Raw genomic sequence first — 26,841 nt, forward strand, 5'->3', positions numbered from 1 at the left:
TCGGGCCTGAGGTGCCTGCAGCACGCGCGCCCTTGCCACTTGAGGCGGGGTGGGAGGGCCTGCCGACGTGCACCGGCAGCGACCCGGCCTGCACCCGAGCACGGCGCTTCCCGTCCGCGCTGGCGGCGACTGCGGGCAGTGAGACGTCTGCTTCCCCTGCGGTCGGCCAGACCGGCTTTCTTGGCGGATGCCAGAGGTTCAGATCGGATTGCGAGCGCACCACCGTGTGGTGGGGGACCAGGTCCTTACCGGGTACTGATGCGGTCTTCTGCACCGGACGCGTCGAGAACTCTGCAGCAGGTGCGGCCCAGCCAGGGGCTTCGAGCAGGGTCACGCACAGGACCACGGAGAGCATGCCCGCCAGAGCGGTCACCAGGCGGTGTGCCCGCAACAACCGATGCGCCGAAAACGGCATGCCAAAGCTGCGGCGGAACGCCATGTAAAACCCCACCCCTAGACCCTGCTCGCTACAAAGATCAGTGACAGGAAAACCGATTCGGCCCCCCGCACACAAGAGGAAAAGGGAAGTACTTGGAACTCTCCTATTTCCCTCGCCCTGCAAAACGATCTCCATCGTTGCATCATGAGGCAATGTGCCCCGACCAGGGGCAATGAAGATCAAAGCAGATTAATCTTCACAAAAAGGAGGCCTGTGGAGGAAATGTGAATACATGCGCGAGTCGTCAATATTTCAAACGTTGGCCAGGTTTGGGGCTTGATACTTGGCGATTTAATCCACGGGTTTCACGTACGCTCCGATGCGTGTTTCCTGAAAGGATCCTGATGAAATATCCTCAGCGCGCACGCGGCAGGAAAAGACGCGTGGCAGCGACTCTCCTGGCTCTCGCCTTCCCTGCAGCGGGTGTCAGCGTTCAGGCCCTGCCCGCCGTAGCCGCAGATCCGGTCGCAGGTGAAGACGGGTCACCTTCCACACCCCTGTCCAGTTCCGAGAACAAGGCAGCTGCCCTCGCCGCGAAGACCGGGCAGCCCGTCGAGATCGTGGACCGGCGCGAAGTAGACGCAGAGACCTTCGCCAACCCCGACGGCACCACCACGCGTCGCCAGTACTCCACTCCCGTTTGGTCCCGCTATGAGGGCGTGTGGAAGAAGGCGGACGCCACCATGGTCCAGCGTCCTGACGGCACTGTGGGACCGGCCTCACCAACCTTCGGCATCACCTTCTCCGGTGGCGGCACCGCAACGCTGGCCACCATGACCAAGGACGGCAAGCAGCTGTCCCTGTCCTGGACCGACGCCCTTCCGCAGCCCGTTCTGGACGGCAACACCGCCCTGTACAAGTCTGTCCTGCCGGACGTCGACCTCAAGATCAGTGCCGAGGTCGACGGGTTCGCAGAAGACCTGATCATCAACACCCCGCAAGCCGCAGCCAATCCCGCTGTGCGGAGCATCAAACTCGGCGTCACGACCGTCGGCGTCACCCTTGCCGATGACGCAGGCGACAACCTGACCGCCACCGACGCCGACGGAAACGTCGTCTTCAGCGCCCCGCGCCCCAAGATGTGGGAGCAGCCGACTACCACCTCCGCGGCTGCGGTGTCGAAGATGTCCGTCGCCGCTGCAGGAGACACCGGTGGCCAGCCGAGCACAGCGCCTGTGGGTGTCGAGGTATCCGGCAGCACGCTGACTCTGACACCGGACCCCACCCTGCTGGCCACGGCCGACCAGTTCCCGCTCGTGGTGGATCCGCCTTTCTCCGGCGGTACACGCGAGAAGTGGGCCGTCGTCTACTCCGCCACCCCGAACGCCGACTACCCCAACGGCTCCGGCTGGAACTCCGACACCCCCAGCGACGAACCGCGGGTCGGTTTCAACGGCACCGGCAAGACGCGCTCCTTCTTCGCGATGAACACTGACGGCCTCGCAGGCGCAGACATCCTCAATGCCACCTTCGCCGTCGTTGAAACCCACTCCTGGGGATGCGACGCCTCACTCGCCGGGTCAACTGAGCTGTGGTCCACCGGCGGCATCGGCACCACTCCCACCTGGAACAACCAGCCGGGCTGGGCGGACAAGCTCGACTCGGCCTCCTACACCCACGGCAACCCCACGTACTGCCCGGGCAATCTGGGCCACGACTACCACTCCACCGCCCTCACCAACTATGTGCAGAAGGCAGCCGACAGTGGCTGGGGCACCCTCGTCTTCGGCCTGCGGGCCGATGACAGCCACGAAGGTGATCACGACAGCTTCAAGCGGTTCACCAACAATCCGGCTCTGGAGGTCACGTACAACTACAAGCCCACCGTCGCCGACCACGACGCCTACGAAGGCTCATGGAGCCCTGGCGGAGACGGCAACAAGCCGGTCGCCTGCACCGGCCTGATCGGCAACAGCGGTATCGCGCTCACCGCGAAACTCATCGACAAAGATGGCGGAAAGGTCACCGGTGAGTTCTCCGTGACCAACTCCGCCGGCACCACAGTCGCCTCCCTCACCGACAAGGTCTCCACCGGCCAGGTCGCCTCAGTCACCGTGGCCGCGAGCAAACTCTCCACCGGGTTGTACACCTGGAAGGTCCGCGCCAGGGACGATGAGAACACCACGAGCGCCTACACCGCATCCTGCGGATTCACCGTCGACCGCATCGGCCCTGCCGAAACCGTCAAGGTCACCAACCTCGACGGCACAGCAGCCAACGAAGCCACCGACACCTACACCGCCCGCAAGCCCGTCCAGATCCAGCTCTACAACAGCGCCAGCGACCTGGCCGGCTTCTGCTGGACCGCCGACCAGTACATATCCATATCCAGCACACGCTGCTCCAACGGCAACTGGATCGACGTCAACGCCAACCAGCACAGCGCACGCGTCACCGTCACTCCCAGCGGCACCCCGAACAGCACCCTGCACGTCCTCGCCTTCGACAAGGCAGGCAACCACTCCCCCTACGACAAGGACACCGACGCCGTCACCCTCAGCACCACCCCATCCGACTTCGTCTACGCCCCCGGCAAAGATCCCGGTACCGGCCTGGCACACACTGACCTGGCCGGTGACCTCACCGGCGACGGCTACACCGACATGGTGGCCATCGACAACACCGGAAAGCTGCGCCTCTACGCGGGCGACGGCACCGGCAAAGTCTCCTCCGCTGAAACAGTCGGAACCGGCGGCTGGAGCGGCGCCCTCGTCGCACACCGCGGTGACCTACGCGGCTTCACCGGCCCCGGCACGGCACCCGACGGCTACGAAGACTTCGTGGTCCGCCTCAGCAACGACAAACTCTACGTCTACGGGGGCGACGGACTAGGCCGAGCCGCTTACGACACCCGGACCGAACTCGTCCACCCGAACATCGACACCGCCACCGACTGGGGCCGCATCCGACAGATCATTGCCCCTGGGGACATCGACCAGAACACCACACCAGGCCACGAAGCGGGCAACGACCTCATCACCATCGAATGCACCACCGACGCCTGCACAGACGCCAAACTCTACCTCTACACAGGCAACACCATCGCCGGCGGCGGACAGGACCAGAGCGAACCGTTCGACCTGAACAATCGCACCATCATCGGCAACGGTGGCTGGAAGAACTACACCAACCTCGCCATCGGAGACCAAAACGGCGACGGCGTCCAGGACCTCCTCGCCCGCGACCCCGGCACCGGCACCGGCACCGGCACCGGCGAGATCTTCCTCTATCCCGGCCGCATCACCAACGGAGCCTTCTCCCTCGGCTCACGGACCCTTTACGGAACAAGCGGCTGGGACCGACGCCCCCACCTCGCCTCTTCCGGCAACGTCCAGGGAACCATCACCACGGGCACCTACAGCGACCCCGACGCCGGCACCGACATCACCTACCACCAGTTCCAACCCGCCATCGGTGAAACCTACGGCGACCTCTGGGCCACCACCCCCGCCGACCCCGACTACACCGTCAACTACACCGACACCAGCGGAGCAGACCAGACCACGACATGCCCCTCCGGTTGCCTGCTCTTCTACCCCGGCAGCGCCACCACCCACCGCAAACCGAAACTCGTAGGCCTCAGCGGCTGGGACACCGTCATCACCAACATCGCCTGACGCCGATCTTGCGCGAGGGTCCACCGACAGAGTCGGCGGACCCTCGCGCCATCCTCCCGGGTGGGTCGTGCGTCCGCTCTGCGCGCAACGGCGGCCGGCCACTGGACGTCGGCCGCCGCCCACCCAGCGCGCGCACCTGCTCCAACGCCTCCCCCCACGGCAGCGCCGTCGGGCGATCGAGGCCGAACCCGAGGTCGTCGAGCAGCCCGCGTAGATCCGTGACGCCGTCGGCCGGAACTCCTGTCAGCGGGCGAGGGTCACGGTGATCGGGGCGTCGGGGCACCGGCTGAGCTGGTCGGCCAGCACGTCGTGCTCGGTGGCGTCGACGGTCAGGCCCCAGCGGGTCTTGTCGGCGATCCAGTCCGTGACGTACTGGCAGCGGTAACCGGCCGCCGGGGGCAGCCACGTGGCCGGGTCCTGGTCCGCCTTCGACCGGTTCGACGCCGCCGACACCGCGATCAACGCCCGCGCATCCCCGAGGTCGTTGGCGTAGGCCTCACGCTCGGCCGCACTCCAGGCGTCGGCGCCGGAGTCCCAGGCCTCGGCGAGCGGGACCAGATGGTCGATGTCCAGACCGCGCGGGCCGGAGATGTAGCGGTCGTCGTAGGGCGAGTACCACTCCCCGCCCGAGAGGGCGCAGCGCGGGCCCTGTTCGGGTGGGATGACCGCTTCGGCTTTGAGGGCCTCGGCGCGGGTGTTGCAGCCGTCCTTGTCCGCGTCGATCCAGTGCTTGAACTTCGTACGCTCGTAGCCGGTGCGGTCCTCGGCCCGGAGGGGCAGTTGGTCGAATGCGTCGCCCACGGGCAGGGTCACGGTCTCCCCCGGCGCCCGCACTTCGGGGCGCACGGCGGTGGCCGCAGTGGCGGTGGCGGTGTGGGCCGTGAACGGAAGGAGCAGAGCGGCGAGGACGGCGGCCGCGGCGCGGGGGAAGTGCATGGAGCGGGGGTCCCTTCGAAGATCCCGAACGTCTGGGGTCTTCGTAGCGGCCCGCCTGCACAACACGCCCGGGAACCAGAGGCGTTGTCACTCGCGCGAACGGTAAGTCACACCACCGCATAACGGCCTGTCCCCCACTCTCACCCCAGCCGCCCCGGCGGCCTGACCTGATGGCGGGGTTGGTCGGCGCGGACAGGCCGGGGTTCGCGCGGGTGCGCCGGAGCCCGTACGAGGCCGGCGGGTGGCACCCCATGCGCTGCGCGCTGCTCCACCGGAGTGAACGGGTGCACGGTCACGACCGATGGGAGCGGGCGAGCCCGTATCTGTGAGGAGGTGATCCGACATGTGATGCGTGCCGGGGCTGTAGCGGCTCTGGCCTTCCTGCCCCTGTCCGCGCCCGCCTCAGCCACCAACCAAGCCGCGCCCGGCGCGGCCCGAGGGGCGATCGACTGTCCCAGCGGGTACGTGTGCATCTACCCGGAGATCAACTTCGGCGGGCAGCCCTGGGTGCGGCGTGCCGTGGACGGCGGGGTGAAGGACCTGCCCTCCGCGATCCGCGACCGCGGCAGCTCGATTCGCAACAACTCCGACCGCACCGCCCGCGTCTACGAGAAACGCAACTACGCCGGCCGATGGGTGTGCGTCACCCGCAGCGGCGGCTCCATCCACGACCTGCGCGGCTACAACCTCAACGACCAGACCCGCAGTCTCAAGATCAACCGCAACGACTGCGGATAAAGGCCGCGCCACGAACACCGGGAGGAGACCGGGGCAGCACCTCTTCTCCTGCCCCCCTTGTCTCCTCCCGGTCCACCGGCCGCCAGCGCACTCGGCGGCCGGCCCGTTCACCCCACGCTCCAGGCCTGGCTCAGCCGGGCGGCGCCGGACGCCGGGTCAGTGGTGGCGGTGTCCCCAGAAGCGGGAGTCGACGAAGTGGTGGTATTCGTTGCGCAGGGTCGCCGTGTCCGAGGTGTTGTTCCACACGTAGGCGTGGCGGTCCTGGTAGAGGTCGCGGCGGGCGTCGCGGCCGGTGCCGGTGCCGGTGCCGGTGTGGACGCGGACGGTGGAACGGCCCTCGAGGCGGTAGTGGTGGAAGGTGTAGGTGTGGCCGTCGCGGTCCGACAGCGTCCAGCCGTTGAGGTCCACCGTCTTGCGGGTGGTGTTGGTGATCTCCACCCACTCAGCGTTCAGGGAGCGGGTGGAGCGGTCGTCACGCCCCGGGGAGTCGGCCTGCACCCGGCTGATACGAACGCTCGGCCTCGGCGCGCGGTGGTCGGCCGCGGACGCCGGCACAGAGATGGCGACGGTGACGGCAACGGCCCAGCGCGGCCACCTCGCAATGGCTCCGACCGCATCGGCTCGCATCCGTCAAAGGCGCGGTGAGAGCCGTGTCGGGAGTCGAAGGAACGGAGGTAACGACAGTGGGATTTGCCATGGGGCTTCTGGAGCGAGAGGCGTTCTTGGCGGAGGCACGGTTCGGTGTGCTGTCCGTGGTGCAGGACGACGGAGTCGCAACCCTTGCTGTCCCCATCTGGTACTCCTTCACGCCGGGTCAAGAGGTGGTGATCCACACTCACCGGCGGTCGCGGAAAGCACAGCTCATCCGGAGGGCGGGCCGCTTCGGCATCTGCGTCCAGACGGATACACCGCCGGTCCGCTACGTCAGCGTCGAAGGACCGGTGACATCCGAGAGCCACGTCGGGCCGGAGGCCCGGCAAGCCATGGCCCACCGGTATCTGTCACCACAGATGGCCGCGGCCTATCTGGCAGCGACGGCAGAGCAGCAGGAAGGAGTGTCGACCGCCTTCCATATGAGGCCGACACGATGGCGCACCGCGAACTACTCCACCATGGCCCTCGACCTGGACAAGCCTTCGTGACCCGCCACCTGAGCCAGGCGATGGTATGCGTGAAACCCCGTCACGGTTCCCTCCACGACCCGCGCGCCTGAAACCTCATCCTCGCCGCCGCACGACAGTTCCACGCGCAGGAGGGACGAGCGCGTCGCTCACGGGCAGACCCTCACCGTCTTCCCGCCGCATCCGGGTCGCCACCCGAAAGTGGGTAACAGCCGACAGCCGCCCCGCCCCGCTGCCGACGGCCTCGGGCACGCGAAGACCCCGCCTTCGATGTCGGAGGGGCAGGTGCTTCCGCCCGTGCTTCGGATGCGGCAGGTCCTTCAGCTTCAGTTCGGCGATCTGCGCCAGGCCGGCGCGGTCCACGAAACGGGCCGGGTCGAGTTCCGGTGCCTGGAGATCAACGGTGCACTGATCGAGCGGCCTGGAGCCGGGCTTGCGGTGGGAGGCCCACAGGGCGAGATGCTCACGCCAGTGCGGCAGCGGTCCCTCCGAGGCTCTGAAGTCGGCGATCTTCGCAACCCGCGCGGCGTGTGACGTCGCCGGGCGGGCCAGGACGTCGATGGCCGTGACGGTGACGGCGTCCGCCACCGGCCGCGCTTCGTACCCCTCGTAGGCGTGGTCCACGACCTGCTGGGGCCGGTACCAGCGGGTCCCGTCCCACCAGTAGCCGCCATGCCGGTACAGGAACCCGTTGTTCCCGTACATCCACTCGTGGTGCAGGTCGCTCATGTCTTTGTCGTGAATCAGGAGAACAGTCCGCCCTTGCTCGGGGTGCTGATGGACCGCCCAGGCGTAGTCACGGTTCTTCGTCTCGGTGGTGAACGCCACCCACCCCCCACCGGGCAGTCGGTCCGTGCGCCCCCACAGCCCCTCACCCTGATTACGGCCCGTCCGCTCGATCGCGTCAGGATTGTCCAGGAGCAGCCGCTCGTCGTTGATGAACGGCAGGCCAGGAACCGGGTGATCGGTGCGTAACCCGTTGGCAACCGGTTGGATCATGCTCACGAAAGTGCCTTCCTTCTGCAACTCTCGGGCCACCAGGGCGGATCGCACCCCGGCACGCCTGCTCCACCCCGCGGCATCGACCTCCGCCCCCAGCACCACTCGTATCGCTGTCGGAATGCCGCTGGTAGGGGGCCGCGCCGCCTGCTGATCCGATTCTGACGGCATCACCCGAGCGCGTCTGATGAATCACCGAACCCGCGCACTCTGGACATGCCTTGAGCAGCAGCTAGAGCAGGCGCGCGAAGCTGACCGCGGACAAGCTCCAGGCGCCGGCGCAGCTCGGCCTTGAGTGGGCCGGATAACGAGGGCGGCACCGTACCTCCAGCGCCACCCTCGTTGGTGAACTCGCTCGTGCGGACTTGCACCGCGTCGGTAGGTTCACGTCACGGTCTACAAGTTCGGTCCCAAGCGTCCAGTGACGTCGGACGAGCGCGGGGTCGTTATCTTGACGACCCCGCCGCTCTTGGTCACCGGGGCCAGAGATGCCGTGCCAGCTCTTCCTTAAGCCGGTTGGTGAGCTGGTCGCCTTGCTGGAGGTCTTCTACTGGCAGGCGGACAACCTGGATCCCGCAGCGTTGCCACTGAAGGTCCCGGTTTCTGTCATCGGCGTATCGGCGACGGTCTCGGTGGTGAGGCCCGTCCACTTCGAAGACGACTGCCCGTCCGTTCCCGAGCACGATGATGTCTGGTGTCCAAGTGTGGCCAGCCTGCAGTCTCACCCCGGGGAGGGGCGCAATGGCGATCGTACGATCGGACGGAGTCGTGGCCTGGATCTGTTTGAGTACCTGATACACCTGGTGCTCTTGGCGGCTGCCGAGCGCAAGGCCGTCTTCTACCGGATGGTTGGGCGCCGTCCGCTCCCTGCGAGCCTGATTGGTGGGTCGCTCCTGCGCGCGATCCCTCAAATGGCTACGCCAGTCCTTCCCTACCGTCGGGAGGACCTGCTTGACGTACACACGGTCCACTGCCGTGTACCCATTGCGCAGAGCGACGTCGATCAGCACAGGCGCGATACGTTCCCGAACCTCACTGGTAAACGCGGACACCAGGTGATCATCCACGTACAGCACGGCAGCCATGACGTATACGTGGGTGCCGCTCGAGGTGCGGTAGGAGTCATCCGTGTTCTCGAAGTCGAGGTACGTGACGTCCGCGAGCAGCTGTGCGGCTTCGCGGTCTCCCTGACGATCCAGCAGGATGGCTGTCTGGGCCAGTACCAGATCGGCCTCTTCGTCGGCGTCCATGACCATCTTCGTAGTCTGTCAGCCGGATCAGACGGATGCAGCAGGGTTGATCGAACCGGCTCACTGCTTCGCGCAGGTAAGGCAGTTGCCCTCTGTGCGGACAGGGCCCACCAGGCCATCATGATGCGATGTCGTCTACGCCTGCGGTCACTCCAGCCGCTCTTCGTGAAGCCATAGCCGGCGCGCTGCATGTGGTGAAGGCTTACGAGCTCGCGGCCGCGTGTGAGTACCTGGGACTGGAACCTCAAAAGTCCGATGAGGACCCGTTCCACAGCAAACGGATCTATGTCCGCTCGCGGTTGCAGAAGAAGACCTTGTCCGAGCTCGTGGACATCGCGCGGCGCGTGATCAGCGAGTACGGCGACGACGACCTGCAGGCCCTGGTCGGCGCACTAGGCGCTCGCGGCGTCCACGGGGAAATGAAAAACCTGATCTTCGCTGCCGATGGCCCCAAGCCGCAGATCGTGCTGCCGGACTCCATAAGCAACACCATCCGCATCGTGAAGAACGAGCAGTACTGCCTGGTGTACGACCAGCCGCTGGAAGACCGTGGGTTGAGCTGGTCAGATCTGGTGGCTTGGTGGGTTCGTCAGCACCCTGAGCACGCGGAAGATGCCACGCGCGCGCGTGTCTCCCTGCGGGAGCGGCTACGTCGCTCGCTGGGCGACAACGGTGCCGAGCTCCTGGTGTTCGATACCTACATCAAGCTCGGATTCGACCTCCCGGCGCTCATCCCCCAGGTCTACCTCCACTACGACCCGTACAGCCTGACCGAGCTGGACGGTGTCAGCCGCCTTACCCGCCAGCGGATGGATTTTCTGCTGCTGATGAATCAGCGCGCCCGGGCGGTCATCGAGGTCGACGGCATCCAGCACTACGCTCGGCAGGTCGACACGCCGACGATGCAACATCCTGGCGCCGTCTGGCTGGCTGACCCCGCGCGCTACGCCCCCATGGTGGCGGAGGACCGCCAACTCACCCTGCAAGGCTATGAGGTCTACCGCATCGGCGGTCACGAGCTACGCAACCACGCTGCCGGGGAAGCCATGCTCACCGACTTCTTCACACGCCTTCTGAGCCGCCATGGCCATAACGGCTCGGACTGACCAGCGAGCCCAAGTCGCACCCCGGCGGGGTGAAATCAGTGATCAGGGGTCGCGGCCTCCTAGCCGGTCGGGGGAACTCTGGAGGGAAGGGAACAGGTCGTCACACTGCTGGGTCAGAACCACGTGACCCAGGCGGTCACTGCGGCTGCCGTCACAAGGGCGGCCAGGGCGGTCCCCCCGACCAGCATCCACGGGAAGGTCCGCTGCGCCGTTCCCCCGATCTCGGCACGTGCTGATCCGCGTCGGTGCGCGACTGCAACGGGCGCCGTGACGGTCACGGAGGAGTTGTCGCCTGTGACGATGTTGATGTTCTGGAGTGCCTGAGCGACCTGGTCCGGTGTCGGGTCCTGCTGACCGTGCGGCATGGCGGCCCGCAGTTCCCCGACCAGCTGGACCAGCCGAGTACGGACCTGGTCCAGTACGCCCTCCATGACCGACGGGCGCACAGCCCAGTACAGCCTGAGCACCTGCCGAGAAGAGTTCTGGCTCATGAATACGGCTATTTCGGCAGCCATGGCCGGGGCGAGCTGCACTGTCTGACCTGGCCGCCGGGCGATGAGCGACTCGATCTGGCCGACACCCTGCCCGAGGCGGAGTACGTCACCCAGACTCTCCCGGGCGAAGTACGGCAGGTCGAACATGCTGACTGGCTGTTCCCGGAACTGGAACCTCCCCGTGAAGCCGTCCATCACCAAGGGTGCCGGGATCCTGCGATAGTCGGGGATCGGCACGTCCGTGCCCTCGTAGCCCTGGAGCTCCCGCAGCGCCCAAGTGCGTAGCGGTTCGGAGTGAGCATGCCCGCCCAGAGCGATCACCTGGCGCAGGATCGGGGCCAGCGGGCGGCTCTCGTTGAGGACGTCGTCCTCTAATCGATCTAGGCGGCTGCGGCGGAGTCTCACTTCGCCGCGATCACGGTAGCGATGACGCCGGCGACCGCCGCCACTGCCGCGACGGCAGTCCAGATGACCGAGGTTCGGTGCCACCAGGGCTGAGGAGTCGCAGAAGCGGGTTCGTTCACGTTGGCGCTCGCGGTGCCGCCGCGGTCCGCCTTCGCGTTCGGCGCGGTGATGTGGAAAGTGGAGTTGTTCCCTCCCGTGATGTTGAGGGCCTGCTGCGCGGCCGAGTCGATCTGGTTAGGGTCGGGGTTCTGCTGGCCGGCGGGCATGGCTGCTCTCACTTCTGCGACGAATTGGGTCAGACGGGTTCTGATGTGATCGAGGACGCCCTCGATGCTCGGTTTGGCAATCGCCCAGTACAGATCCTTGACGTCTGTGAACGCCTGGCCGATCTGCTGCTGCTGCCGTGTCATTTCCAGGGCGTACTGGGCCGATCCAGGTGGGCTGATATGCACCGTCCTGTCACTGATGGCAATCAGAGCTTCGATCTCCCGGACCCCTTGCCGGATCGGTGCGCTCTCCCCGATGCCGCGCTCACGAGCGCTTCGGGGCAGCCGGTGAACACTGATCCTCTGGGTGTTGCTCCGGTCGCTATAACCCGGCAGGTTGACAACGAACTCCGCTTCAAGCGGTGCCGACACCTTCCGGCACGAGGGCAGTTCACCGGCCGCCGGATACCCCTCTAGTTCCTTCAGTGCCCAGGCACGCAGTTCTTCGTGGTGGGCGTAACCAGCCAGCAAGAGGCACTGCCGGAGGGCAGAGGCGAGAGAGGCGGTGTCGTCCAGGATGGCGCGCTCAAGCTGCTCCAGGCCCCGAATGTCGGAGGTCGTCACGGCGTCCAGTCTGCCCTGCCCCACTGACATCCCGGTCACCTTTGTTCTTGCCGGGCCCTGGGGATGGCTGACCTCTCGGGGGCCGGTGGTGTGTCCGGACGTGGGTCAGATCTCCCCGGCCGCCGTGGTGGTGAGCCAGTCGGCGGCTTCGGCGTCGGTCATCAGCGGCACCTGAGCGGGGTGGGCGTCGCCGTCCTGGACGACGTGGACGCGGCCCGGAAGCGGGCTGCTCTTGGGGGCGGGGTCGACTATCGGGGCGAGCCGCTGCCAGGTGCCGGCGCTGACCCGGGCGCGGATGACGGTGGAGAACTGCTCGCGGGCGCCGGGGATGAGGCGTTCGCCGACGGTGGCGGGTCCGTCGTAGATGACGTGGATGCGGGCCGCGCGGCCCTCGTACAGAACGGCCTCGAGGGCGGCGATGGCCGGGGACCGCTTCGGTCGTCCTTCTGCCGGGACGTTGCCCAGTAGCGGGCGAGGTGCCGCAGGGTGGCGTCGGCCCGATCGATCACGACCATCAGCCGCGGTACACCGTCGAGGTCGCCGTCGAGGGCGATGCGGCGCTGAAGCTCGGAGCCGAGGCCGACCAGGGCGTCGTGGATGCCGGCGACGTTGCCGCGGTGGGTGACCGTCGGCAGGTCCTTCGCCCATAGGTGGGCGATGCGGGTGTGGTCGAGGACCAGGGCGTGGGCGCCCTGGTGGAGGAAGTGGGCGGTGAGGGTGCGCAGGATGGTCGTGCTGCCGCCGCCGGTGCCGCTGCAGACCAGGATGTGCGGGGCGGCGTCGATGTCGACGGCGATGGCCCGGCCGTCGGTGCTGATGCCGATGAGTGCGGCGGAGTCGGGCAGCGCCTGAAGCTTCTCGCGCAGGCCGGGGTCGGTGAGGCGCATCAGCTTCGGGAGCGCGGTCGTGTTCGTCATCGTGGTGGTGTTCCTCTTCTGTGCTGTGTCTGGTGAACCCTGTGTTCACCAGGGCAGGGGGGATCGTGTCGGCCGGACCGGACAGGTCCCGGTTCGCGGCCGCCGGGCGGGGCTGGGGCGTCAGTCGAGGTCGGTGGTCCCGGACGCGGCGCGGGGTCGGTTGCGGGCCCACTTCTTGAGGTCGCCGACGCGGTAGAGGAGTTCGGCGCCGCGCTTGCCGACCGGGTCAGGGAAGGTCCGGTCGTTGGCGCGGGCGTAGCGCAGCGCGGCGAGGGTGTATGGCAGGTGGTGTTCGGCGGCCTCGCGGAGTCCCACCGCCTGGTCGTCGTCGACCGGGGCTGGTGCCGCCGGCGGCGTCGCCGCCGGAGTGGCGTCGCCCGGGTCGGCGGCCGGAGCCGGGATCGGGTCGGGCGCGGCCGTGGTCGGCGTGGTGCTCCAGGCGTCGGCGAGCGAGTCCGTGGCCACGGCGGCGGGCTGAGTGTCGGGCGTGGGCGGCTTCTGCATCGGCACCGGGTCGGCCTGCGTGGGGAGGGCTGCGGGGTTCGGTCCGTTGGCGGTCTTCTTGCCGGTGGTGGCCCACTGGCGGGCTTCGGTCTCGGTGAAGAACAGCACCTGGGTCTCGCGGGCGGAGCCGCCGATGACGACCTGGGCGCGGCCGTGGTGCTTGGTGGACTTCGGCGCCGGGTGGACCTCGGGGGCGAGCATGCGCCAGGCGTTGACGCTGTAGCGGGCGAGGATGCGGGTGGCGAACTGCTCGCGGACCTCGGGCCCCCCGAGGGCGCGGGCGGTGGCGGACTGGGCGACCAGAAGCACGTGCATGCGCAGCTGGCGGCCCATGTAGAGGATCTCGTTGAGGGCGTCGACGGCCGGGGAGACCTTCGGGTCGCCGGACTCGCGGATCTTCTCCCAGTAGCGGGCCAGCTGCTTCATGGTGGCGTTGATCTCTTCGAGGAGGATCAGCACCCTGGGACCGATGGCCTTCGGGTCGGCTTCGATGCCGAGTTCGTCGGCGATCCGGGTGCGCAGCCGGCCTAGCTGCCCGAGCTCGATGAGCTGGTCGTGGATGTCGGCGATGTCGCGGCAGTAGGTGACGCCGTCGATGCCGTGGGCCCACGGGTGGGAGATGCGCTTGGTGTCGAGGACGTACACGAGCGAGCCGTGGTGGAGCATCTGGCAGGCGATGCAGCGCAGGGTGGCCGACTTGCCGCCGCCGGTGGAGGCGTTGACCAGGATGTGCGGGGAGTCGGCGTCCAGGTCGACAGAGACGATCCGGTTGCCAGACCCGAGCCCGATGATGGGCGCGGACTCCGGGGCCTTGGCCACCAGCTCGCGAACCTTGAGGTCCTTGAAGAGGACCTTCTCCGGGGGCTTGCGGGTCTTCTTCACCCGCACGTACGGCTTGCTGCCCTCGGGATGCCAGTCGAACGTCACGCCCTCCAGGGCGAGCTTCTGCGTGATGCGGTCGGCGACGACGTCGCGGGAGAAGCCCAGATGACGGGGCAGGTCGATCCGTATCTCCGCGTCGTCGTCGGAGAAGTTCTTCGGGATGTGGAGGTAGCGGCGCGGGTCGGTCTGCTCCGCCAGCCCGAGCGGCCGGTGGATCGCGTCATGCAGCGGGACGACCCACTCGCGCATCAGCTCCCGGCGCTCGCGGGTCAGCGCCATGTAGGCCGCGGTGCCCACGGTCAGCACGCAGGCCCCGCCGATGCCGCTGCTCTCCAGCGTCGCCAGGACCTGCTCCCGGTTGTCCCACAGCTCCTGGGTGTTCTGCACGGTGGCGTCCAGGTCCTGGGTGGCCAGATAGCCGATCTCCCAGACGCCGGCCCCCAGCGCGATGCGGAAGGACAGGCGTCGCCACCCGGGCTTGTAGGAGCGGCGCCGGACCTTGCCCTCCACCTTCGGCAGGACGCGGGTGCCCGCGCGCCAGAACGTGGCGTCGGTCCGCTTCACGCCGTCCAGGTCCCGGCCGGCCAGGACCCGGGCGATCCCGCGCGCGAGGGAGTCGGCGGACTCCTCCAGCTGCTTGTCGAACTTCGTCTGTGCCATGCCGTTGAGCGCCCTTCGTGCCGGGTGTGCGTGGGGCGTCACGGTGCCGCCGGAAGCGGACACCCACGCCGGACGAGGGCGCTAAAACGATCTCCCTGTGGACAGATTCCTGTGACGGCAGACAGGTCGTCGGGAGCGGCGGGATCCAGCTCCGGCTCCCCGGCCAGCCCCTCCCGCGAGATGCAGCCGTCATTGCGAACGGCGCATTTATCGAGGTCAGTTGGGTGCGCTCAGCAATCTGCAGCGGTCAAAATTGCTGCCGCCGAAAAAACTTTGGAGCGGTGTGTGACATTCACACTTCTGCTCTGCACATGACTCCGTACATCCAGGCGACTGCTTGTGACCCGCGCGCGCGCCGTAAGGGCATGGCCAGGGGTCGAAAGTGGTCCAAGACGGAGGATTTTCTATGCGTGCGGTACGTGAGGTCGCGGAGGCCGTCGACGACGGCCTGTCCGCCGACCGGTCGGCCCGGATCCGGAGGGATGCCGCCCGGGTCAGCGAGTTGGCCGCGGGCGGCTTCGAGGGGCCGGCCTACAAGGTGTTCGAGGACGAGCTGTGCGCGGAGGCCTGGCCGATCCTGCGCGGCATGCTCCGCGAGGGCCGGCTCGCCCGGATCGCGCTGAAGTGGTGCGCGGAGCGGGGCCTCCCGTTCTGGATCCACCCCGACGACTACGCACTGCTGCGCTCCGATCCCGGGGCCCGTGACGAGATCCTCGTCGACGTGGTGCTGCGGGCGCGGACGTCGTTCCGGCGTAAGGCACTGGTCAAGGGCGGATGGAACCCCGACTACAAGCAGGGGCGAGGGGCCAGCTGCCTGACCACGTACTTCGTGGGCCAGTGCATCTGGGAGTTCCGCCGGGTGTACACGAGGTGGGCGAAGGACCGCCAGGAGTGGGCCAAGCAGCACGCGCTGTACGACGGTTCGGAGGAGGCCGCGCACGCGAACCCGAAGCTCTTCGGCCCGCTTCTGGAGGCTGGCTACCTCTCCGAGCCCGAGGCCGCCGTCCTCAGCACCAACTTCGAGGACATCCTGAACGAGCAGCCCCCGGTCACCCAGGTCGTCGTCCGGATGACCGTCGAGGGCTACGTGGACACCGAGATAGCGGACGCGCTGCACATCACCCACGCGGCGGTCCGGATGCGCAAGACCCGCTTCCGCGGGGTCCTGTACGAGGCGGCCCGCGAGCGGCGTATCTGGATCCCCGAGCAGCTCCACACCAAGGCTGGCGCCCGCCACGGCAAGCAGCGGGGTGCCGCGTGACCGTGCAACTGCTCGTGGTCCTGATGCTCGTGCTGGGCATGTGCATCCTCTTCTCCGCACTCGCCGGCCTCATCGGTTTCGGCATCGCCCGCCTGGTCAATGCCCCGGTGAACCGGGCGATCGGCTGGGGCAGCATCGTGGCCTTCAGCGTCATGACGCTGTGCATCGCCGTGCTGGCGATCCTCGTGCCGCTGATGAGGTGACCGTCCGACACGTGCGTGAGCGCGGACGGGCTGCACAACCGCACTGTGCAGCCCGTCGCCGCCGGAGACCGGGAGGGAAGCGGACCCACCGGTCACGGACAGGCTGGTACCTGGCGCAGAAGGTCTGGACAGGCATCGGCGGCAGGTTGCAGCCGGCCAGGTCGGGCAGTTCGCCAATTCCCCTGCGTCGCAGGCCTGGACAGGTGTACGTTCCTGCCCATCGCCGCCGCCGAGGGCGGCCTGCTGCGCAGTCGGTGGAGACCGCGGTCTCCACCGACAAGGTCCAAGTACGCCGCCCGCACCTCACGGGGCGGGTACCTGGGTCCGCCTCCAGGCCACCGAGGCGACGCCGGGTCAGCCCAGCGACGGACCGCGGTCCTCACCGGGGTGGGCACGGGTGCGTAGCGCTTCGATGGCGCTCTGCTCGCGTACGCCGATCACCGGCCGCGAGCCCGCCTCGCGCCGGCCCACCAGATTGAGGCCATGTGAGCACCATCGAAACCCCCGACGACCTCCCCGACATCCAGGTCATCGACATCCGCTCCGGCGACCGCTCCACGCCGTTCGAGCACCGCGTCGTACCGGTCAGCCAAACCGCCAAGGCGATCAAGACCCTCGCAAAGGACCGGCCTGGCGTCCAGCTCACCGACGACGCCATTCTCCGGATCGCGTACAGCGCGGTCGAGCCGGACCTCCTCGCCGATCTCCGCCCGGAGCTCCGCCGTGTCGAGACCGGCTGGCTGACCGTCATCAACTACCGCGCCTACACCCTGATGTTGTCCCCCGCGGTCGAGAACGACCGGCTCCTCGACGAGGCCCACTACGCGGCCGACCCGGACACCGTTGCCCAGCAGCAGGTCCTGTCCATGCCCACCGCACACGAGACCAACGCTGCCCTCGTCTACACCGACCCCATGGACGCCCTCCTCGACGCCGTCGACCGGGCATCCAAGAAGGTGAAGGATCAGAACAAGCAGGAAGTCGGCCGACGCATCGTGGAGCGGGCTCTGACGGCCGTCCCTGTCGCCTTCCTGAACCCCGAGCGCTACCCCGCCGGGGACCTGGGTCTTGTCGACGGCAACAGCCGCTGGGCGTCCTGCACCGCCCACGTCCCGGCCCCGACCGGCCTGATCGGCCCGGCCAAGGACAAGGAGCGCCCTTCGCTGCTCCCGTCGCACCTCATGAGCCTCCCCCTCACCGACCGGCGCAGCCTCGTCCGGGAGGTCATCAAGAAGGCCTACCGTGACATCAAGGCCGCCACCGGCACGAGCAAGGCCGCCCGCGCCAAGCGCGACCAGGCCGCTGCGCTCCTCAACGCCATGACCGTCCCCGTGGAGGTCGTCATCGGCTACACCGACGACGACCCGGACATGGGCATGCAGCGCTTCCCCGCCGCGGTCCGTTCGCTGCTGATGCGCATGAACATCGGGGCGAAGGTGTTCGCGGACGCCTCGAAGCACGGCATTACCGCCGAGGAGACCGTCACCGCCCTGTTCGACGAGGGCGAGCTCGGCGAAAACGCCCAGGCCGTCAAGGACGTCCTCCTCGGCCGCGTCGACATTACCGACCCCATGAAGACCCTCGGTCTCAGTGCCCTCCGCGACCTTCGGTTCGCGTTCATCGCCCAGCAGCTCACCCGCAAGGAGCCCAAGCTGAACGCGATCATGGCCGCCAAGCTGGATAAGCGAAGCCTCCAGCTCGCCGGCCGCAGCGGCCTGGTCACCGAGCTCGGCCTGCGCTCGTACTCCACCTCCCTCGGAGACGGCATCAAGCCGGTGCGCACCGCGCTGGAGAGCGGCTGCCTGTGGAAGGACCTCATCGACCACGAGTGGGACGTCGACAACGTCGACAACGACCAGGCCGTCAACGACCTTCTTCAGCGCGCCGACAACGGCGACATCCCCGCCAAGCTGCTCCTCGGCGTGCTCGCCATGGTCGCCCTCGTCACCAGCGGGAACCTCCTCGCCCCCGGCGGCTCCGCTGAACAGATCGTCAACCACACGGTCATGCGCGCCGGCGTCGGCACGGTCGTCAAGGCCGTCCTCGAAAGGGAGGAAGGACCACAGGTCCTCGCTGACGCGATCAAGCGGATCCGGGGCGGTCTGAGCCCGCGCTGGTGGGCCGACGGGCGTCTGGTCGAGCCCGATGGCTGGAAGGGCAGCGACTTCAACGCTCACCTGCGTCTCGCCGCCCTCCACGGGTTCAAACCGGAAGACGAGACCAGCGGGCTCTCCAGCACCGCACGCGAGGAGAAGGCCCTCACGAACTTCCAGGCGTCCCTCACCGGAGCCACCAACCACCTCGACGACCTGGTCAAGCTGCGCAAGGAGAACGGCACCACCGACCAGCTCTCCTGGACGGCCATCGAAGCTTCCGTCAAGCAGCTCCGTCGTATGAGCAGGATCCTCGACCGCATCTCCGAGGAGGAGCCGCTCGGATGACCTGGACCGGCGTCGTCGCCATCACCGACACCCGGTACGCCATGCTCGCCCAGCTCGCCGGCCAGTGGCTCGTTGAGGAACGGCCCGAGCCGGTCCCCATCGGCGAGAACTCCGGGTACGAGGACAAAGCCATCTACGTCGTGGCCAACCGGGAGGGCCTTGCCTGCTACTGCGGAAAGACCGCTCCGCACCGGATGCTTACCCAGGGAGCCGCCGCGACCAGGCTCCACCAGCACGTCAGCCGCACCAGGTCGAAGAAAGAGGAATGGGCCGAGTACTGGGTGATTCCGCTGAGCAGCACCACCCCTGACCGCGTCGTCTCGGGCCTGGAGAGAACCGTGGCCGCCCGCCTTGGCATCCCCCTCGTGCACCGGGCGCGCATCCCACGCCGGCGCACCTGACCTCCCGCCGATGCCCGAAGCACACCTGGGCCCCACACCCTCCCCCTTGGGTGCGGGGCCCACGCGCTGCACCAGGTAAAGCCGAACTCGTGACGCGCTGCTCCCCGGGCGCCCCCGCCTGGCGGGTGCCGACTCCGGTCAGGCCGACCTAGTCATCGCCCCCGCACCGCAGCCCCCCACTCGCAAAACCACCGAGGGGCGGGGCCCGACCCGGGGCGTGCTGCACACGCCGGATTGCGAACAGGCTCCGCAGGGCGCACCACTGCTCGATGTGGAGCACGCGTTGAACGTCGCGGAGAACCCAGGGACGCGGCTGTGCACGCTGTGCGGCTGCGCTCAGGAGCTGACACCGATGCTGAGCGGGTTCGACCACATCACCGACTCCTGACCTGCCGTGGTCGGCTCTGTGGTCGGGGCGACTGGTGCCGTGGTCGGGCCTGTGGTCAGGGCGTGTCGCCGGAGTAGTAGAAGCGGCAGCTCACACCCGGGCCGGGCGTGCGGGGTTCGCCAGGGCGTGGGTCGTATAGGGCGCGGCCGCCGGGCCACCGCGACAGTTCGGTGGACAGGGCGACACCGTCGTCGACTTCCTCGGTCCGCCAGCCGTGGATGTCCAGCAGCAGGCCGTCCAGCGGCCCGCCGACCAGTTCGGCGTAGGTCCGGTGTGGGAGCGGGCCGGGGTGGGGGTCGTCGTGGTCCGCGCCGTAGACCCGGCCGTTCAGCAGTTGCTCATCGCCGTTCATCCGACCAAGCGTTGCAGCCGCCACCGACAACGCGGGCTTGCCCAGGGCTGCCTTGGGCTTGCCCGCGTGGTCGGCGGCGGCTTGCCCGGGTCAGGTGCGGAAGCGGGAGAGCCAGCCGCCGGCCTTCTGCGCGGCGGCCTGTTCCTCTGCCTCCTGGCGAAGGCGCTCCTGCTCCTGGCGCTCGCGTTCGTCGGCTTCAGCCTGCTGTTCCGCTGCGACGGCCCGGTCCTGGCAGTCCTCGCACAGGTGCGGGTGCGACTGGCGCTTGCTCCAGTCCCGGGTGTAACCGATCGCCTCCCACCGGTCGTCTGTGAACTTCTGCCCGCAGTCCGCGCAGACCGGCCGCCGCGCCTCCCGCTGCGCGGCTTCCCGCTCCGCACGGCGCCGTTCCTCTTCCCTGGCGGCCTGGCGGCGGCGGGCAAGGTAGGCGTCCCGGCGGGCATTGCCGATCGCGTCCAGCAGCGGCTGGCGGCGGTCGCGGCCGAAGCGCCAGAAGGCGGGCCCGGCCGGGCCGTGCTCGCGCAGCTCCTCCAGCGTGGTCGCCACGATCGGGATGCAGCGGTCGTAGGAGTGGTAGCCGCCCTCGGGATGCCACCGTCCCTGCCAGTGGTGGCGGGTGAGGTCGGCGACCCTGGCCATCTGGCTCTTGGCGGAGCGCTGGCCGACCTGGTGGAAGACGAGCAGGATCGGCGGGTGCACCCGCTCGTACTCATCGGCGGCGGGTGCGGACCAGCGGGTGCGCCACATCGGCTTCTCGAAGCCGTCGGTGTCCTTCTCCTGCCGCAGGAAGAACCGGGCGTACTTGTCGAACTTCTGCGCGATGAGGACGGCTCTTCCTCGGTGCAGTTGTCGACCTCGATGAACAGCAGCGGCACCCCGGCCTCCGGGGCGGTCAGGACGACGTCGGCGCGGGCGCTGCCGATCGCGGGGTTCTTCCAGGTGCCCTTCACCGGGAGCGCGACCTCGGTGGCGTAGGAGGCGAGGGTGCCGATCCCGTCGGGTGCGTCGACGGCGGCCCGCGCGGCCGCGACGGCTTCGGCCGGCTCCCGCATGACCTTGCTCAGGTTCGGCTTCGGACGGATCAGCGCGATGACCGTCTCGTTCACCGTCATCGGGTGCGAGGCGCCGGAGCGGCCCGCGCTCTTGGGCATGCCGCCCATCTCCTCGATCTCACGGTCCAGGTCGATCGCGGCGGCGGCCAGACCGTCCTTCGTGAGCAGCCGGGTCTCCTCACCGCCCCGCGTGCGGCCGCCGTCGACGGCCAGGCCGTGACGCCGAAGGTCGTTCACCGCTGCCCGGTGGGAGGCCGTGCGGGCTTCCTTCCGCTTGGCCGCCGTCGGCTTGAGGGTGTGCCGGTAGGTCAGGTGCGGCGAGGACAGCCGCTGGATCTGGTCGGCAGTAGCGACCTTGAGCACCCCGAGGACGCGCAGCACATCCGCGCGCAGGTCGTTGCTCGATCCCGCCTCGTTCTCCTTGCGCTTGCCCGCCATCAGGCTCGCCCTCCCGTCGTCCGCGACCGGCCAGCGGCCGGGCGCCGGCCCCCGGCCGTGGAGGGGACCGGGCCCCCGGACCCGATGATCTCCCCCACCACCGACAACCAACTCAAGGCCAAGGGGAGAGAAGAGGGTTGTGACGATCCAGGGCAGCCCCGAAAACCCGCGCTGACAAGGGGAAATACCGGGTGCGTGGCCGCCGGGCACGGAAGTGGCTTCGGCAGTGGGAACGCAAGCGCCGACGGCAGGGCCTCACCGGGGCTTGCCCAGCAGCCGCTACGCCGGGCGCGGCCAGGCCGGGCGGCGACAGCGTGAGGGGTCGGGCTCCAGGATCGCGGCCGCGCGGGGCGGCGGGAAGGGGTGGGTCGGTCGGGAGCGGGCACGGTGTCCTCGTTCCTCCGGCCTGCTGGCCGGGTCGGCGGTCGTCCGACCCGCGCGCGGATGTGCGCACAGGCCGGGGCCACCATGAGGAAGGACCCCTTGTCCGCGGTCTGACGACCAGACCCGGCAGGCGTCCGTTTTCGCCTTGACCAACCCTTGCAGGGTGGGTTTGTCCGTGACCGGCGCAGCAGCGTCCGGGCGGAGTTCAGCGGGCGGGACGTGTGGTGGACGGCGAGGCTCCGCGCCGCCAGTCCGAGGGCTTCTGGCCGCGGAACGTCTCGCCGCTCTCGATCCGGGCCTTGTTCCTGGCGAACTCCCGCTCGGCTGCCGACATCTGTCGGGGCGCACAGCCGGGGTGTCCCCAGCCCTCGGTCACCTTCGTGATGACCTCGCCCTTGGCGTAGTCCTTGAAGCAGGCCGGGCAGGTGCCCGGGTAGGCGGCGCGCACCGAGCCGCGCGGCAGCGGCACCGCCTTCTTCGCCGCCGTCTTCTTCGCGGCCGGCTTCCCGCCGCCCGCCTTCTTCTTCGCCGCCTGCGCCCGCAGAGACGCCTCGCGCTGCGCCTTGCCGGGCCGCTTCTTCGGCTGCTGCCCGCGTGCCGCCTTCGCGGCCTTCTGTGCCGGGGTCTGTCCCACGCGCGGATCGTAGAGCCGACTCCTGGCGGCCGTCGCGCGCCACGCGCACCAGCCGCCGGGGACAGCAGCGCGCGGAGGCGCACCGGCAGATGCGCGGCGCGTTGAGTTGTGCACGATGCACCGCACTCCCCCACCAGGTGGAGCGCACCGAGTGGACCGGCCGATCCGCACCACCGTGGTCTCCACTCCCCTCCGTGCATGGTGCGCGGTGGAGTCCATCGCGTCCACTCATCCCCGGCGGCGGCCCCGCGCGGTGCGCCACAGGTTCGGCCGGCCACGGGGGTACTGCCGTGAACGGGAGCGGCGCCGGACGGGCGGCGGCTTCGACGACGGGTACAGCGCCATGCGCAGCCGGGCGGCGTCGGCGAGCTGCTCCAGGCGCTCGCGCTGCTCCGGCGAAAGGTGCGGCGGAGTCGGGGCAACCATGGGGACCTCCGTGCTTGAGGGTCGGGCCCCGGCACCCTCCCCGCTCCCGGGTGGCTTTGGGGTGGGCCGCCGGTCGCGTCCCGGCGTCTGGCGCGGTGACTTCGCCGTCCGTCCCGCCGCGCGGCCCGCACGGCGCGTCACGGCCGCAGACCATGGCCGTGGCCGGGGCCGGGGTCGGGCTGCTGGCGCTGCTGCTCGTGCTCCTGGCGGTGCTTGGCGACTGGACTGGCCGGGTCGGCGGCCGGCGTCTTTCGGTTCTCCATGGCGCGGCGGCGGGTGTCGGCGGCGCGGGTGAAGGCGGCGAGCCGGTCCAGGTTCTTTGGAGTGCGCAGCCACGTCGCCGGGTCGGTCGTGCGGCCCTCCAGGTACTCCTCGGGCATCGCGGCCTGCTGGTGGGCCTGGACGGCGGCGGCCCGCTGCGCCGGGGCCAGGACGGCGTCCCGGCCCGGGTGGTCGACGGCGTGGGGAGCGGACGCCGTCTCGCCCTCGAGGTCGTGGTGAGCGGCGGGTGCAAAGACGGTTGAGGTCGTCGCCTCGGTGGCAGTGGCGGTGTCGACTCGGATGCGGGCGTCGCGTATGGCGTTCTGCACGGCAAGGCTGGCGACTCGGGCCCGCTCGTAGCGGCTGGACTCCCGTGGCGGTGTGCCTTGGGCGGGGGCGATCCACCACCGGTGCGGCACCGGGAAGTCGGCGGTGTAGGTCATCCGGTCCGCCGCCGGCGCTTCCCGGCCGGGCTTCGTGACCGTGTGACGGCGGGAGTACCGGAGCAAGGCCCGGTCGGCGATGTAGTCGTCCAGGCCGCGGGAGAACTCGCCGCCGCGCAGCGTCTCCAGCAGGTGCCGGCGCGCTTCGGCCAGGATGTGGCGCCGGGAGAACTTCTCGCGCACGGTGAAGACGACCGCGGCGACGTCGACGGCGGCGAGCGTCACGTCCACGGTGGGATCCACCCGCGCCCGGATCGCCGCCCCCGCGGCCCGGCACCTGTCCAGGAGGCTGTCGATGAGCTGCTGGCCGAAGCGGAGTATCGCGGAGGCGCGCCACCACGCGAGCAGCTGCTGAAGCGGCTTCGGCTTCTTCTTCGCGGGCCGGGTCTCCTGCGCCGCCCACCAGCCCAGTTGGTGACGGCCGCGCTCTGAGGGCAGGTGGCCGTGGTCCTTCACGTACTGGTCGGTGAGCACCTCCAGGGCGTCCTCGATGCGCTGACGGCGGGACGCCGACCAGTTGATGAGGTCCTCGGGCACTCCGGCGATCTCCATGACCGGACGCAGGCCCGGCGTGACCTCGCGCGGCACGGTCGCCAGCCCCAGGGTCTCGCACACCTCGGTCGTCATCGCCAGGGTGTAGAGCGTCCCGGCGGCCACCACGTTCTGGTAGAGGCGGTAGGTGTCCAGAGCGCCCCACACCGGATCGCCGTCGACGCCCAGGCGCTGGACGCGGTTGAGGATCAGGCAGTGCTCGTGCAGAAGCGGCAGCCCGTCGCGGTTGTCGATGTGCCGGAAGGCGGCGACCACGAGCGCGGGCGTCTTCGCGCGGCCGCGGCCTGACGCCCACCGGGTCTCGGCAACCTCATCCTCCAACCAGCGCAGCGCCATGGCGACGGCCCGCTCGTGGGCCCGCTCGATGACCCGGCGCACGGTGGCGTCACCCAGCGCCCACAGCACGACCAGCGACGCCTGCGGCCGGAAGGTGAAGTCCATGCCGAGCAGCGGAGTCTGCTTGCGGGCCTCGATCTCCTCGATCGGCTGCCCCAGCACCGTCAGCCGACGGGCCGTCGCCGCGTCGACGCCGTCGTCCAGGAGGCCGCGCTCGATGCGGTCCGCGTCCGGGTGCCGGCACTCGCCGAACAGCAGCTCCAGCTGACGCTCGGACACCTCCGCGCCCTCAGTGAGCCCCAGCGCACGCAGACCACGCCCCAGCCACCGTCCCGGTGGGAGCCCGGCCAACTCCTGGGCGGTCTTCAACGACTGACCGGCCGGACGGCGGCCGTCCCCGAAAGCCACTCCGCGTATGTAGTACCGCCACGCGTTACGCCTCTGGATCTTCGCGACACTCAGCATCTCCACAGCACACACCGGCTCTGACCTGCTAAGAAGCGCGGTCCCGTGAGGTGGGAGAGTTCACCGGAACTTCACGGCCGATCCCGCCCGGCGGGCGCTCGCGGCGGCACCGTGCCCGCCCGGCGGACACCACCAGGGCCATGTAAATGCTGCGCGGCAGCCAGTCACACACGCCTCACCAACACCGAAAAACGCCAGTAGACGACTTCACCGTCAACCAGCGCACATCTGCGTACCGCTCCCCCACCCAGCGGCCAAAGACGCCGCGCCCTGCACCACGTCACCGACTCTCCGCCCCCGGCAACGCCGGGGGTTTCTTGCTGTCTGGAGGACCGACGTGCCGACCTACGAGGCCCTACCCCGCTTCACCTCCGACCTTCACCGCCTCACCCCCGACCAGCGCCGCCGCTTCCGCCAGGCCGTGGCTGCCTTCGTCGACGACTTGCGCACCGGACGCGGTCGCTTCCGCGCTGGCCTCCGCGTGAAGGGCGTCCGCAGCGTGCCTGGCGTCTTCGAGTTGACCTGGGACGGCAACGGACGAGCGACCTGGCAGTACGGGCCAGCGATACACCCCGGTGTACACACGTCATCTGGCGTCGCATCGGCACCCACGACATCCTCACCAGCCCGTGACGCGGCCCGGACGGCATCGAGGGCGGCAGGGAAGGAGCGGTCAGCCACTGGCGGGCTCGGCGCCCGCCCCGAAGGGCGGGAAGTCCGTGACCGCGACGTCCAGCCGGAGCCGGGCGAAGCGCACCGGATGCCGCCATGACCCGCGCTCTTGCGCCGTGTCCACCATGATCTCGGCGACCAGCTCCGGTTCGACCAGCACGACGTCGAGTGGCGTCCGCGAGCCCCAGGAAGTCGTGAACCGCACGCCCCCCAGGGATGGCCGGGCCCTGCCGGGGTCAGCTGCCCGGCCAGGTCGCGCGCCGCGTCCGGCCGCAGCGGCGTACTGCGGCCGACCGGCCGGAGCGCACCCTCCGCGTCGAAACGGCCCAGCACGAGCGTCTGCGGCCGGCGCATGGTGCCGGTGATCGCGCCGACCATGGCCTCAGTACCGCTGCCCGCTCCCCCGGATCACCAGACGTTCGACACCGGGCACCTGCGTCCAGGAGGTCAGCCACTCCTGCGCCGTCGCCACCTCCGTGGTCTCGGGGCAGAGCGCCCACGGGCGCTCAGCCCCCGGTCGGTGAACAGCTGCTCCATCTGTACGCGCCGCTCGCCGTACGGGACGTGCAGCAGCTCCTGGCCGTCGATCTGGAGAAGATCGAAGGCGATGAAGTGCGCCGGCATCTCCTGGGCGAGACGGGCAGCGGTCCGGCCTGAGGAGACCGCTCGCCGCTGCAACGCCTCGAACGACATCTGACCTTCCACCCACACGACCAGCTCGCCATCGAGGACCAGGCCGTCGGGCAGGTGGTCGGCCGCGTCCACGAGCTCCGGGAAACGACTCTGCATGAGGCTGCCCCGGCGCGACTGCAGCAGCAGCGGGCCGAGGGCCGGCCATGGAGTGAAGACGAGCGCCCGGTAGCCATCGAACTCCGGCTGAAATCGCAGCTCACCGGGCAGCGCGCCGGGCGCGGGCACCGTGTCGCGGGCCTGCGCCAGCATCGGCTCCACCGGCGGCCGAAGGACCATAGGTCTGGTCTACGGGCAGCCCGGTGTCCCCGCGACCGGTGGGGCCAGCGGTGGCGGGACCCGCCCGGTAGTCGGCACTGCCGGTCCTACGCCCTCGTACGGCCACCGGCCGCCACGACGCGACGTAAGCACGCCGATCTGCTACGCGCCGAACTTCTGCGCCACGTCTTGCTGTCCCGAGGCATCCCTCCCGCTCCAGGGGGTGAAGGAGAGCCGTGATCGAGCCCGCGACGTAAGCGTCTTGGGTGGTCCATGGTCCGGCTCC

The 26,841-nt window shown here is 69.1% G+C and carries 24 protein-coding genes and 1 pseudogene; 10 read left to right on the forward strand and 15 right to left on the reverse strand.

From position 1 onward, the window contains the following. Positions 1-822: 822 nt before the first annotated feature. Complete coding sequence (locus tag AB0N63_RS27425) at positions 823-4,056, forward strand: hypothetical protein (RefSeq protein ID WP_365532713.1); 3,234 nt, start codon at positions 823-825, stop codon at positions 4,054-4,056. 243 nt (positions 4,057-4,299) lie between these two features. Here AB0N63_RS27425 and AB0N63_RS27430 read toward each other — a convergent pair whose 3' ends face one another. Beyond that, positions 4,300-4,992: an HNH endonuclease family protein gene (locus AB0N63_RS27430; protein ID WP_365532716.1), complete on the reverse strand. Its 693-nt coding sequence runs from the start codon at positions 4,990-4,992 to the stop codon at positions 4,300-4,302. 333 nt (positions 4,993-5,325) lie between these two features. Between AB0N63_RS27430 and AB0N63_RS27435 the strand changes: the two genes are divergently transcribed. Continuing rightward, the gene (locus AB0N63_RS27435; protein WP_365532718.1) at positions 5,326-5,730 is read left to right on the forward strand and encodes a peptidase inhibitor family I36 protein; all 405 of its coding nucleotides are present in this window, start codon (positions 5,326-5,328) and stop codon (positions 5,728-5,730) included. A 156-nt stretch (positions 5,731-5,886) separates the two neighbouring features. On the opposite strand, the gene AB0N63_RS27440 is transcribed toward AB0N63_RS27435, so the two are convergent. Continuing rightward, the gene (locus tag AB0N63_RS27440) at positions 5,887-6,357 is read right to left on the reverse strand and encodes a lamin tail domain-containing protein (protein WP_365532720.1); all 471 of its coding nucleotides are present in this window, start codon (positions 6,355-6,357) and stop codon (positions 5,887-5,889) included. A 68-nt stretch (positions 6,358-6,425) separates the two neighbouring features. Between AB0N63_RS27440 and AB0N63_RS27445 the strand changes: the two genes are divergently transcribed. After that, positions 6,426-6,872 carry a pyridoxamine 5'-phosphate oxidase family protein gene (locus tag AB0N63_RS27445; RefSeq protein ID WP_365532722.1) on the forward strand — a complete coding sequence of 149 codons (447 nt, stop codon included), beginning with the start codon at positions 6,426-6,428 and terminating at the stop codon, positions 6,870-6,872. Between the two features lie 75 nt (positions 6,873-6,947). Here AB0N63_RS27445 and AB0N63_RS27450 read toward each other — a convergent pair whose 3' ends face one another. Together AB0N63_RS27450 and AB0N63_RS27455 are read right to left on the reverse strand one after the other, a co-directional pair. After that, positions 6,948-8,021 carry a hypothetical protein gene (locus AB0N63_RS27450; RefSeq protein WP_365532725.1) on the reverse strand — a complete coding sequence of 358 codons (1,074 nt, stop codon included), beginning with the start codon at positions 8,019-8,021 and terminating at the stop codon, positions 6,948-6,950. Between the two features lie 302 nt (positions 8,022-8,323). After that, positions 8,324-9,100, reverse strand: coding sequence for a hypothetical protein (locus AB0N63_RS27455; RefSeq protein WP_365532727.1), 777 nt, complete (start codon positions 9,098-9,100; stop codon positions 8,324-8,326). A gap of 128 nt (positions 9,101-9,228) precedes the next feature. Here AB0N63_RS27455 and AB0N63_RS27460 point away from each other — a divergent pair, with 128 nt between their 5' ends. After that, positions 9,229-10,206: a hypothetical protein gene (locus tag AB0N63_RS27460; RefSeq protein ID WP_365532730.1), complete on the forward strand. Its 978-nt coding sequence runs from the start codon at positions 9,229-9,231 to the stop codon at positions 10,204-10,206. Between the two features lie 113 nt (positions 10,207-10,319). Here the strand turns inward: AB0N63_RS27460 and AB0N63_RS27465 are convergent, their stop codons facing one another. From AB0N63_RS27465 to AB0N63_RS27480, 4 genes are all read right to left on the reverse strand, one after another. Next, positions 10,320-11,189 carry a hypothetical protein gene (locus AB0N63_RS27465; protein ID WP_365532732.1) on the reverse strand — a complete coding sequence of 290 codons (870 nt, stop codon included), beginning with the start codon at positions 11,187-11,189 and terminating at the stop codon, positions 10,320-10,322. Next, positions 11,102-11,935, reverse strand: coding sequence for a hypothetical protein (locus AB0N63_RS27470; RefSeq protein ID WP_365532734.1), 834 nt, complete (start codon positions 11,933-11,935; stop codon positions 11,102-11,104). Before AB0N63_RS27470 ends, AB0N63_RS27465 begins: the two co-directional genes overlap by 88 nt. Positions 11,936-12,183: 248 nt before the next feature. Next, complete coding sequence (locus AB0N63_RS27475; RefSeq protein ID WP_365532735.1) at positions 12,184-12,852, reverse strand: hypothetical protein; 669 nt, start codon at positions 12,850-12,852, stop codon at positions 12,184-12,186. Positions 12,853-12,972: 120 nt separating this feature from the next. Next, positions 12,973-14,898 carry a pRL2-11 gene (locus tag AB0N63_RS27480; protein ID WP_365532737.1) on the reverse strand — a complete coding sequence of 642 codons (1,926 nt, stop codon included), beginning with the start codon at positions 14,896-14,898 and terminating at the stop codon, positions 12,973-12,975. A gap of 406 nt (positions 14,899-15,304) precedes the next feature. Here AB0N63_RS27480 and AB0N63_RS27485 point away from each other — a divergent pair, with 406 nt between their 5' ends. The 5 genes and pseudogenes from AB0N63_RS27485 to AB0N63_RS27505 all read left to right on the forward strand — a co-directional run. Beyond that, positions 15,305-16,159, forward strand: coding sequence for a hypothetical protein (locus AB0N63_RS27485; RefSeq protein ID WP_365532739.1), 855 nt, complete (start codon positions 15,305-15,307; stop codon positions 16,157-16,159). Beyond that, positions 16,156-16,362: a hypothetical protein gene (locus AB0N63_RS27490; RefSeq protein WP_365532741.1), complete on the forward strand. Its 207-nt coding sequence runs from the start codon at positions 16,156-16,158 to the stop codon at positions 16,360-16,362. The genes AB0N63_RS27485 and AB0N63_RS27490 overlap by 4 nt, the downstream gene beginning before the upstream one ends. Positions 16,363-16,847: 485 nt before the next feature. Then, positions 16,848-18,803, forward strand: a complete 1,956-nt coding sequence (locus AB0N63_RS27495; protein ID WP_365532743.1) for a hypothetical protein — start codon at positions 16,848-16,850, stop codon at positions 18,801-18,803. Beyond that, complete coding sequence (locus AB0N63_RS27500) at positions 18,800-19,204, forward strand: hypothetical protein (protein ID WP_365532745.1); 405 nt, start codon at positions 18,800-18,802, stop codon at positions 19,202-19,204. The genes AB0N63_RS27495 and AB0N63_RS27500 overlap by 4 nt, the downstream gene beginning before the upstream one ends. A gap of 193 nt (positions 19,205-19,397) precedes the next feature. Then, a pseudogene (locus tag AB0N63_RS27505) lies at positions 19,398-19,592 on the forward strand (DUF6233 domain-containing protein); the annotation flags it as partial. Positions 19,593-19,647: 55 nt separating this feature from the next. On the opposite strand, the gene AB0N63_RS27510 reads toward AB0N63_RS27505, so the two are convergent. Together AB0N63_RS27510 and AB0N63_RS27515 are read right to left on the reverse strand one after the other, a co-directional pair. Continuing rightward, complete coding sequence (locus AB0N63_RS27510; RefSeq protein ID WP_365532747.1) at positions 19,648-19,944, reverse strand: hypothetical protein; 297 nt, start codon at positions 19,942-19,944, stop codon at positions 19,648-19,650. 90 nt (positions 19,945-20,034) lie between these two features. Continuing rightward, positions 20,035-20,691 (reverse strand): hypothetical protein, encoded by a 657-nt coding sequence (locus tag AB0N63_RS27515; RefSeq protein ID WP_365532749.1) that lies wholly within the window; start codon positions 20,689-20,691, stop codon positions 20,035-20,037. A 93-nt stretch (positions 20,692-20,784) separates the two neighbouring features. Here AB0N63_RS27515 and AB0N63_RS27520 point away from each other — a divergent pair, with 93 nt between their 5' ends. Next, positions 20,785-20,919 (forward strand): hypothetical protein, encoded by a 135-nt coding sequence (locus AB0N63_RS27520; RefSeq protein WP_365532751.1) that lies wholly within the window; start codon positions 20,785-20,787, stop codon positions 20,917-20,919. Positions 20,920-22,023: 1,104 nt separating this feature from the next. Here the strand turns inward: AB0N63_RS27520 and AB0N63_RS27525 are convergent. The 5 genes from AB0N63_RS27525 to AB0N63_RS27545 all read right to left on the reverse strand — a co-directional run bounded on the left by AB0N63_RS27525 (position 22,024) and on the right by AB0N63_RS27545 (position 26,576). After that, positions 22,024-22,452, reverse strand: a complete 429-nt coding sequence (locus AB0N63_RS27525) for a hypothetical protein (RefSeq protein ID WP_365532754.1) — start codon at positions 22,450-22,452, stop codon at positions 22,024-22,026. Between the two features lie 228 nt (positions 22,453-22,680). Then, a complete protein-coding gene (locus AB0N63_RS27530) occupies positions 22,681-22,878 on the reverse strand; it encodes a hypothetical protein (RefSeq protein ID WP_365532756.1) in 198 nt (65 codons plus the stop codon). Positions 22,879-23,015: 137 nt separating this feature from the next. After that, positions 23,016-24,935 carry a MobF family relaxase gene (mobF, locus tag AB0N63_RS27535; RefSeq protein WP_365532758.1) on the reverse strand — a complete coding sequence of 640 codons (1,920 nt, stop codon included), beginning with the start codon at positions 24,933-24,935 and terminating at the stop codon, positions 23,016-23,018. 673 nt (positions 24,936-25,608) lie between these two features. Beyond that, entirely contained in the window at positions 25,609-25,812 is a 204-nt protein-coding gene (locus tag AB0N63_RS27540) for a hypothetical protein (RefSeq protein ID WP_365532760.1), read from the reverse strand. A gap of 242 nt (positions 25,813-26,054) precedes the next feature. Beyond that, on the reverse strand, positions 26,055-26,576 hold the full coding sequence (locus AB0N63_RS27545) for a hypothetical protein (RefSeq protein WP_365532762.1): 522 nt from the start codon (positions 26,574-26,576) through the stop codon (positions 26,055-26,057). Between the last annotated feature and the right edge of the window lie 265 nt (positions 26,577-26,841).

The organism is Streptomyces sp. NPDC093260 (genome assembly GCF_040683715.1).
Lineage (GTDB): Bacteria > Actinomycetota > Actinomycetes > Streptomycetales > Streptomycetaceae > Streptomyces > Streptomyces sennicomposti.